The 7,051-nt window shown below is 48.0% G+C and carries 10 protein-coding genes; 4 read left to right on the top strand and 6 right to left on the bottom strand.

All coding sequences use genetic code 11. From position 1 onward, the window contains the following. The 4 genes from ACWA6V_RS14535 to ACWA6V_RS14550 form a co-directional block, all read right to left on the bottom strand. Positions 1-596, bottom strand: a 596-nt coding sequence (locus ACWA6V_RS14535; RefSeq protein WP_449523168.1) for an LpxL/LpxP family acyltransferase, incomplete at its 3' end; no start/stop codon positions are given. 157 nt (positions 597-753) lie between these two features. Further along, positions 754-1,521: a DUF481 domain-containing protein gene (locus ACWA6V_RS14540; protein ID WP_449523169.1), complete on the bottom strand. Its 768-nt coding sequence runs from the start codon at positions 1,519-1,521 to the stop codon at positions 754-756. A 113-nt stretch (positions 1,522-1,634) separates the two neighbouring features. Continuing rightward, positions 1,635-1,859, bottom strand: a complete 225-nt coding sequence (locus ACWA6V_RS14545; RefSeq protein WP_310073736.1) for a DUF2789 domain-containing protein — start codon at positions 1,857-1,859, stop codon at positions 1,635-1,637. A 105-nt stretch (positions 1,860-1,964) separates the two neighbouring features. Then, positions 1,965-2,858: an acyltransferase gene (locus tag ACWA6V_RS14550; protein ID WP_449523170.1), complete on the bottom strand. Its 894-nt coding sequence runs from the start codon at positions 2,856-2,858 to the stop codon at positions 1,965-1,967. A gap of 94 nt (positions 2,859-2,952) precedes the next feature. On the opposite strand from ACWA6V_RS14550, the gene lepB reads away from it, so the two are divergent. Then, positions 2,953-3,582, top strand: a complete 630-nt coding sequence (gene lepB, locus ACWA6V_RS14555) for a signal peptidase I (RefSeq protein ID WP_449523171.1) — start codon at positions 2,953-2,955, stop codon at positions 3,580-3,582. A 23-nt stretch (positions 3,583-3,605) separates the two neighbouring features. Here the strand turns inward: lepB and ACWA6V_RS14560 are convergent, their stop codons facing one another. Together ACWA6V_RS14560 and fabV are read right to left on the bottom strand one after the other, a co-directional pair. Then, complete coding sequence (locus ACWA6V_RS14560; RefSeq protein ID WP_449523172.1) at positions 3,606-4,136, bottom strand: 5' nucleotidase, NT5C type; 531 nt, start codon at positions 4,134-4,136, stop codon at positions 3,606-3,608. A gap of 86 nt (positions 4,137-4,222) precedes the next feature. After that, positions 4,223-5,398, bottom strand: coding sequence for an enoyl-ACP reductase FabV (gene fabV, locus ACWA6V_RS14565; RefSeq protein ID WP_449523173.1), 1,176 nt, complete (start codon positions 5,396-5,398; stop codon positions 4,223-4,225). 190 nt (positions 5,399-5,588) lie between these two features. On the opposite strand from fabV, the gene ACWA6V_RS14570 reads away from it, so the two are divergent. From ACWA6V_RS14570 to ACWA6V_RS14580, 3 genes are all read left to right on the top strand, one after another. Beyond that, positions 5,589-5,993: an MAPEG family protein gene (locus tag ACWA6V_RS14570; RefSeq protein ID WP_449523174.1), complete on the top strand. Its 405-nt coding sequence runs from the start codon at positions 5,589-5,591 to the stop codon at positions 5,991-5,993. Positions 5,994-6,095: 102 nt separating this feature from the next. After that, positions 6,096-6,506 (top strand): hypothetical protein, encoded by a 411-nt coding sequence (locus ACWA6V_RS14575; RefSeq protein WP_449523175.1) that lies wholly within the window; start codon positions 6,096-6,098, stop codon positions 6,504-6,506. Between the two features lie 299 nt (positions 6,507-6,805). Then, positions 6,806-7,051: aldo/keto reductase (locus tag ACWA6V_RS14580; protein ID WP_449523176.1), on the top strand; the 246-nt coding region annotated here is incomplete at its 3' end.

The following is a 7,051-nucleotide window of genomic DNA, read 5'->3' on the forward strand; positions in this document are numbered from 1 at the left end:
GGGGCATACCAGATCATCCGGCCTTTACGCAGCTGGCTCACCATCGCACGCACATTGTCACGGCTAAATGCCATACCTCCTTTGCAGTAAGCTTCGCGCCGTGTTTTTTGCAGATAATCGTAAACTGCATTGGCGTGCGGGCGATACATACCATCGTAGTTCACGTGTTGGCCAAGCATGGCGCTGCCGATATCCAACGTGGTGAAATGCAAACTTAACAACAGTGCGCCCTGCCCTTCAGCGCGCGCCTGTTCAACATGCTCAATACCGGTAATGGTAAATAACCTGCGCAAGCGCGCTTTAGGCCAGAACCAGGCAATACCGGTTTCAAATACCGCCATAGCGGTAGAAAACAAAGTTTCTTTTAATAAGATTTCACGTTCGGCATCACTCAATTCCGGAAAACACAAACGCAAATTGGTCTGTGCTTGATGCAGACGTTTTTTATTTTTACGCAATAACGGACTAAGTCCACGCGCCATCGCCAACTGTAGGCGATAAGGTAATTGCGCAACTAAAAACCACACCCCAACACCCACCCAAGTGAGCCAGTGGCGAGGGGCTAATAACGCGCGCGAAAAATGAACTGAGGCCATAGCGATTTAAATATATAGGGCAGGAAATCCCTGCGATGGAAAAAATACAGATGTACGAATTATAACGGTTCACTCGCAAAGCGCCTAACAGGACTTGCCACAATCCCTGTGCAGGAGATGCCTGCAGGCACTTTGCCCCCTTATAAAAAGAAGTGAATTAAAAACTGTAAACCAGATTCACAAAGGTCGTGGTATCGGTTTTTTCTTTACCAGGTGCTACATCGCTGTCATTGGCAATAGCAAAACCCACTTTCATTTTCATACTGCCATTGATGGATGTCGCCAGTGAGGTTTCACTTTGGGTACGGGTATTGTCCGCACCCGATTCAACACTGATGATTTGTTTGAATTCTGCATTGCTGGTTATTTTCCACTCCAGCGCAGTTGCGGCGCGAAGCATAGCGCCGCTTTCATCCGTAATACTATCGGGGATAGTATCGTCATCACTACCGATCACTTTTTCACCTTCAAAATAACCCGGACCAGCCTCCACAAACCAGTTAAATGTAGAGCTGGAGTAGAGCCAGTCACCATAACCCAATGCGATAGTACTATAGGTGCGATAAGCACCGAATTTATCGTCGGTATGGGAACCAAAACCAAACAGATAAGATTTTTCAACACCTAATAAGTAGGCAAATTTTGCCGAGCCAAAATATTTTTCTGCGGTTTTTTCTTTACTGGTGGTTTCATCGTCCTGCTCAACTTCATCTTCTTTGAACAGTGAATTGAAGACGTATTGGTTTTCCCATTTTTCCAAATTTTGTTTGGCATCTACTTTAAATTGCAGACTGGTGGTTTCGGTGTTGCCGGAGGTGGCAATTGCACCTATATCGACTTCCACATCCCAAGGGCGTTTTTTATCATCGGCAAACGCGGTGGTAGAGAGTGCAGTAAGCGCAAGTACAATGGTCAATTTATGCATAGTGAAATCCTGTTACCTCAAGTTAGGAGGGGTGAACCATAACATAGAAAACCTGACGGCCAAATGAAAACGACCGGCACATGGCCGGTCGTTAGCTGTAGCGGGAATCGAGATTAGTCGCGTAACAAGCAGTTAAGCTCATCCACAACTTCGGCCCAATCAGAGTGATCCTGACGAGCTTCACGCAGGAATGCCGCTTGTTCGGCAGTCCAGAAAGGGGCGCTAGCCAGAGGTTCAGCTTGCGGCAGCGGGTTATGTTTTTGGATAAAGGCATCAATCTCAGCGGGAGAGTTGGGTAGACCTAATTTGGCAAAAAGATCATTCAGCGTGTAAAACATGCGGCCCTCCTGTCGGCGTATACGAACTTACTTATTCTCAGCGGCTTCGCCACTGTGACCAAGTTCCGCAACTAGGATAACGTTTAGCACACTGACTTTCCTAGCTTAATTTTTCCCGCTGGACTTCATTGACTCGATCAGGTCATCTTTAGCCTGCCAAAGATGGTTGACCCACTGCTGGAAACCCACGCGAAATTCAGCGTCCTCGGTGTAATCACCAATCAATTCAGCAGGAATTGGCAGTTGGCGGATATGCACTTGGATGCGTTTCACCCGGCCACAGGCATAATCCCAATAAGTAGGGATTCCTTCAGGATAATGGATAGTCACGTCCAGCATGCGATGCAACTGCCCGCCCATAGCACCCAAAGTAAACGCCAAGCCACCCGCCTTGGGCATCAGCAGATGGCGATAAGGCGAATTTTGCTGTGCCTGTTTAGCCGGGGTAAAACGCGTGCCTTCGAGGAAATTGATTATCGTAACGGGATGATGACGGAAGCGTTCACATGCCTTACGGGTTTGCTCAACATCCTTACCTTTCAACTCTGGATGGCGTGCCAGCTTGGCTTTGGAATAGCGGCGCATATGCGGGAAATCCAGCCCCCAGAGCGCCAGACCCAGAACCGGAACCCACAACAAGCTTTGTTTAAAGAAAAATTTGACGCCCGGGATGCGGGCATTAAAGGCGCGCACCAGCACCAGTATGTCAGTCCAGGATTGGTGGTTGGCAATCAACATGTACCACTCATCCCGGCTTAGATCCCCCAGCCCTTGCACTTCAACCTGGGTTGGCAGCGTGTAGGTCTGCTGCCAGGTGTTGAAAATAATCCACAGGTTGGAGACCGCATCCAGTAACCGGTCAATTGCACGCCGCAGCGCAGGCAAAGGCACCAATAATTTGACCATTGCAAAGGGCACCACCACTAAAGCGACCATACAAATGGTGATAGAAAAAATGGCCGTAACTAACATGCCACGCAAATGATTCAGTATTCGCATCAACCTAACCTGTGAACTTGCCTGTGACCCCAGTGTCATAAAGGCTGCGCATTTTTGTGCATTACTCAGCCCAGATCAACCCGAGGGATAATTAATGAAACGTTTTTGGATGGAAAACCGCTCGCTATTATTATTTTTAGCATTGATGTTCTGTTTCCGCAGCGCTATTGCCGATTGGAATGATGTTCCCAGCGGCTCGATGAAACCCACCCTGATCGAAGGTGACCGCATAGGCCTGAATAAAATGGCCTACGACCTGCGCATCCCTTTCACCCATATTTCACTATACAAAATTGCCGACCCCGCACGCGGTGACATTGCCGTATTTGATTCCAAAGTGGCCGACAAACGCCTGGTCAAACGGGTTATTGGCGTACCAGGCGATACAGTAGTCATGCAAGATAACCGCCTCTACATCAACGGTACCGCAATAACCTATACAGCGGCCACCAACGGCGATTGGCTGGAACACTTGCCAGGCAAACATCATATAGTTCGCCTTGATCCAAATGCTAAAACCTACGCAAACTTTGGCCCAGTCACCGTGCCCGCAAACCAGTATTTGATGCTCGGTGACAACCGTGATAATAGCGCCGATTCGCGCGTAATTGGTTTTGTACCGCGCAGCGAGTTTGTCGGCCGCTCACGCAGTGTTGTTATGTCGCTCGATTATGAGGATTATTTTTTACCGCGCGCTGAACGTTTTTTTCATGGACTGGAGTAACCACTAATTAGACAAGTGTGCGGCTAACGTAAAAAATAGTCGCGCACTTCAAGCCAGTCATTAACACGCACCTGCCCCAGCTCCGCCATATTGTGCGGCGCAGAAAATAAAATACCCTGCCCCACAAACCCCTCAAAATGACGCGCGCTGTCATCAATTAAATAATCCGCGTGCACGACATTTTTCTTTCCGCAAAAAATAAAATTCATTGGCGATAAAAACGGCAAATATTTCACCAACCATTCGTATTTAGGTGAAAACGAAGTGGGATGCTCCATGGCTGCCGTGGCGATGACAATTTCATAGGATTCATGTAATTCACGAATCACTTCAATTGCATTGTCATAGGGTGGGATATCGTCAAAAAACGCGGGTATGTCAGGGTAAGCTCGCACACGTGCGACATGCGCTTCGGGAACCTTGTGGTAAATTTTAGTAGCGTATAAATCAGCTTTAGTGAGGTTTTGTTGGAACTCGGTGTTGTACCAATCGAGGTGACGGGTCAGGGTGTCGCAGATGGTCTCATCCATATCTATCGCAATACGTTTACGCATTCAGGCTCCGGATAAAAATAAAGATCGATAAAAACAATGGCAGATAAAAAAATCCCCCGCCGAGGCGAGGGACTGTGTAGCGGGGATTAGAAATTCGTCTGCACCAGCGGTGATGTTTCCGCATCGTAATCCACACCGTTTAAACCGAAGCCGAACAAGCGCAGGAATTCCGCTTTGTATCCCGCAAAGTCGGTCAGTTCAAACAGGTTTTCTTCGGTTACTTGTTCCCAAATTTCTTCTACTTTGGTTTGTACCGATGGATTCAATTCCAGCTCATCAACACGGTAGCGGTTGGCATCATCCAAGCGCGGAGTTGCAGAGTACAAACACTCTTTAAACAAACGCTGGATCTGCTCGATACAACCTTCATGGGTGCCCTGCTCTTTCATCACTTTAAACAGGATTGCCAAATACAACGGCATTACCGGAATTGCAGAACTCGCTTGTGTTACAACCGCTTTCAATACCGCAACGCGCGCGTTACCACCGTGTTTTGCACTCAGGGTTTTTGCTGCGCGATCCAAATCTTCTTTGGCTTTACCGATAGTCGCCTTGCCGTAGATTGGCCACGTCAGCTTATCGCCGAGATAGGTGTAAGCAACGGTCTGGAAATTGTCGGACAACAAATCAGCACCTTTAAGTGCATCAATCCACATTTCCCAATCTTCACCGCCCATCACTTTAACGGTATTGGCGATTTCTTCGTCCGACGCGGGCTCGATGGTGACATCGGCAATTTTCAGCGTGTCAGTATTCAGATTTTTAGAGATGTACTGCTTGCCGATGGGCTTGAGAACCGAGTTGTAAACTTCACCGGTTTTTGGGTCGGTGCGACGCGGCGAGGCCAAGCTGTAAATGACCAAATCCACTTTGCCAATCGAGTTTTTCAGCTCGCTGATGACCTGATCTTTCAATGCATCAGAGAAAGCATCGCCATTGATGGTATGCGCATACAAACCAGCGGCTTTGGCTGCGTCGTGAAAGGCCGACGTATTGTAGTAACCGGCAGTAGCGGTTTTGCTTTCACTTGGCTCTTTTTCAAAGCACACACCCAGAGTATCAGCCCCTCCGCCAAATGCAGCTGTGATACGTGAGGACAAACCAAAACCGGTAGAACAGCCCAGCACCAATACTTTTTTCGGGGCATTTGCCACAGGTCCTTTGGCTTTAGTGAAGGCGATTTGCTCTTGGACGTTGGCCGCACAACCTTGCGGATGGGCGTTGGTACAAATAAAACCGCGAACTTTAGGCTTGATAATCATGGATCTACCTTGTAATGGCTGGTTAAGAAAGCTAAGAAAGTGATGCACGCCAGCGGGCTGGCAAACAAAGGCGGCCATTATAGTGCCAGAATCAGCGAATGTCCCCCTGCAGCGATTCGCACTGGCTTGCTCACGCGGAATACAGCTATAGTGAAGACACCTTATAACAAACAGATGAAGGACTAATCCTATGCTTTACCCGCTATTTGCCATGGTGCTCGTCACTTTCGCAGTTGCCATCCACCTGTTCCGCCTCCGGGTAAAAGCCGTCAAATCTGGAGAGATTCGGCTCAGTCAATTTCGCCTTAACTCTGGCGATATACCCGACGAGGTCGCACAGGCAGCACGTAATTACACCAACCTGTTTGAAGTACCGATGCTGTTTTATACCGCAGGGGCAATTGCCATAGCACTTGGGATACAGGTACCGGCGATGATTATTAGCGCCTGGATTTTTGTTCTGGCACGCGTTGTCCATAGCTGGATCCATCTGACCGGTAACAATGTGATCCATCGCATGCGCGCCTACATGTTGGGGAATATTTGTGTACTGGTGATCTGGGGGATATTGGTCGCCAGTTATGCGACGCGTTAACGCAGGAATGGCGCGAAAAATTGCACTATATGCACTGGCGCACTGAATACTTCATCCCAAAGCGCTATGGTGATGACGTGTTCACCAACAGAGGTACCTATTATGAACAAGCGAATTGCAAATCTCTTGATATGTTTCGGTGTGTTGGCAAGCCTGCCGACGCAGGCGGACGACTTGGGTATTAATGTGGTTTTGGAAGGCGAAGTCGCACCTGGTGTCTATGGCCGTGTTGAGTTGGGCAAAGACTCACATCCGGACATTTACTATCCACAGCCCATGGTGATTGTTAAAGAGCCCCGCTATTCCAAATACAAACCCGTTTATCTGCATGTGCCGCCCGGCCATGCCAAAAACTGGGGCAAACATTGCCATAAATACCATGCCTGTGAGCGGCCGGTATATTTCATCAAATCAATCGAATACGAAGAAAGCTACCAACGCGAACACGAGCATGACCACGAGCATAAAAAATCGAAAGGAAAGGAAAAGGGTAAGAAACACGATAAACACTAACACCAAAAATCCCTGCCAGATAAACTGGCAGGGATTTTTTATGCAGAAAATAAAACCATTACGTGATTGCAACGACCAATTAAGCCAATCCATGTAAGACGAACGGCCAAGCTTGACTCGCTGTCAAAACGGAACGCATTTAACGACGCTAAAGCAAACAAGTTAATTCTCCAGAGAACACTTATAGCTACTTTTCTTTACACTCACCCAAGCTTGTTTACCCTACTTTTCAGGTAAAATGCGCGCCTCCGGTCAGGTCTGTTTCCCCCACACTATTCACCACAATCCCAGGATTAAAAATGATAACCCACGAACCCAATCCGCTTTACGTCGCCAATCCCGATCGTTACAAAACTATGAAATTCCAGCGCTGTGGTAAAAGCGGCTTGCGTTTGCCACGCTTGTCACTGGGTTTGTGGCAAAATTTTGGGGCCGTAGATTCGCAAGCTAATGCTCGTGCCATGCTGCAACGTGCATTTGATTTGGGTATCACCCACTTTGACTTAGCCAATAATTACGGCCCTCCGTATGGTTCTGCCGAAGAG

Source organism: Cellvibrio sp., assembly GCF_053579595.1.

What these genes read in the sequence shown, in the direction of transcription:
- ACWA6V_RS14560 (WP_449523172.1), bottom strand. Translation starts at nt 4,136, where the DNA reads ATGCGTAAACGTATTGCGATAGATATGGATGAGACCATCTGCGACACC.
- ACWA6V_RS14570 (WP_449523174.1), top strand. Translation starts at nt 5,589, where the DNA reads ATGCTTTACCCGCTATTTGCCATGGTGCTCGTCACTTTCGCAGTTGCC.
- lepB (WP_449523171.1), top strand. Translation starts at nt 2,953, where the DNA reads ATGAAACGTTTTTGGATGGAAAACCGCTCGCTATTATTATTTTTAGCA.
- fabV (WP_449523173.1), bottom strand. Translation starts at nt 5,398, where the DNA reads ATGATTATCAAGCCTAAAGTTCGCGGTTTTATTTGTACCAACGCCCAT.
- ACWA6V_RS14545 (WP_310073736.1), bottom strand. Translation starts at nt 1,859, where the DNA reads ATGTTTTACACGCTGAATGATCTTTTTGCCAAATTAGGTCTACCCAAC.
- ACWA6V_RS14540 (WP_449523169.1), bottom strand. Translation starts at nt 1,521, where the DNA reads ATGCATAAATTGACCATTGTACTTGCGCTTACTGCACTCTCTACCACC.
- ACWA6V_RS14575 (WP_449523175.1), top strand. Translation starts at nt 6,096, where the DNA reads ATGAACAAGCGAATTGCAAATCTCTTGATATGTTTCGGTGTGTTGGCA.
- ACWA6V_RS14550 (WP_449523170.1), bottom strand. Translation starts at nt 2,858, where the DNA reads ATGCGAATACTGAATCATTTGCGTGGCATGTTAGTTACGGCCATTTTT.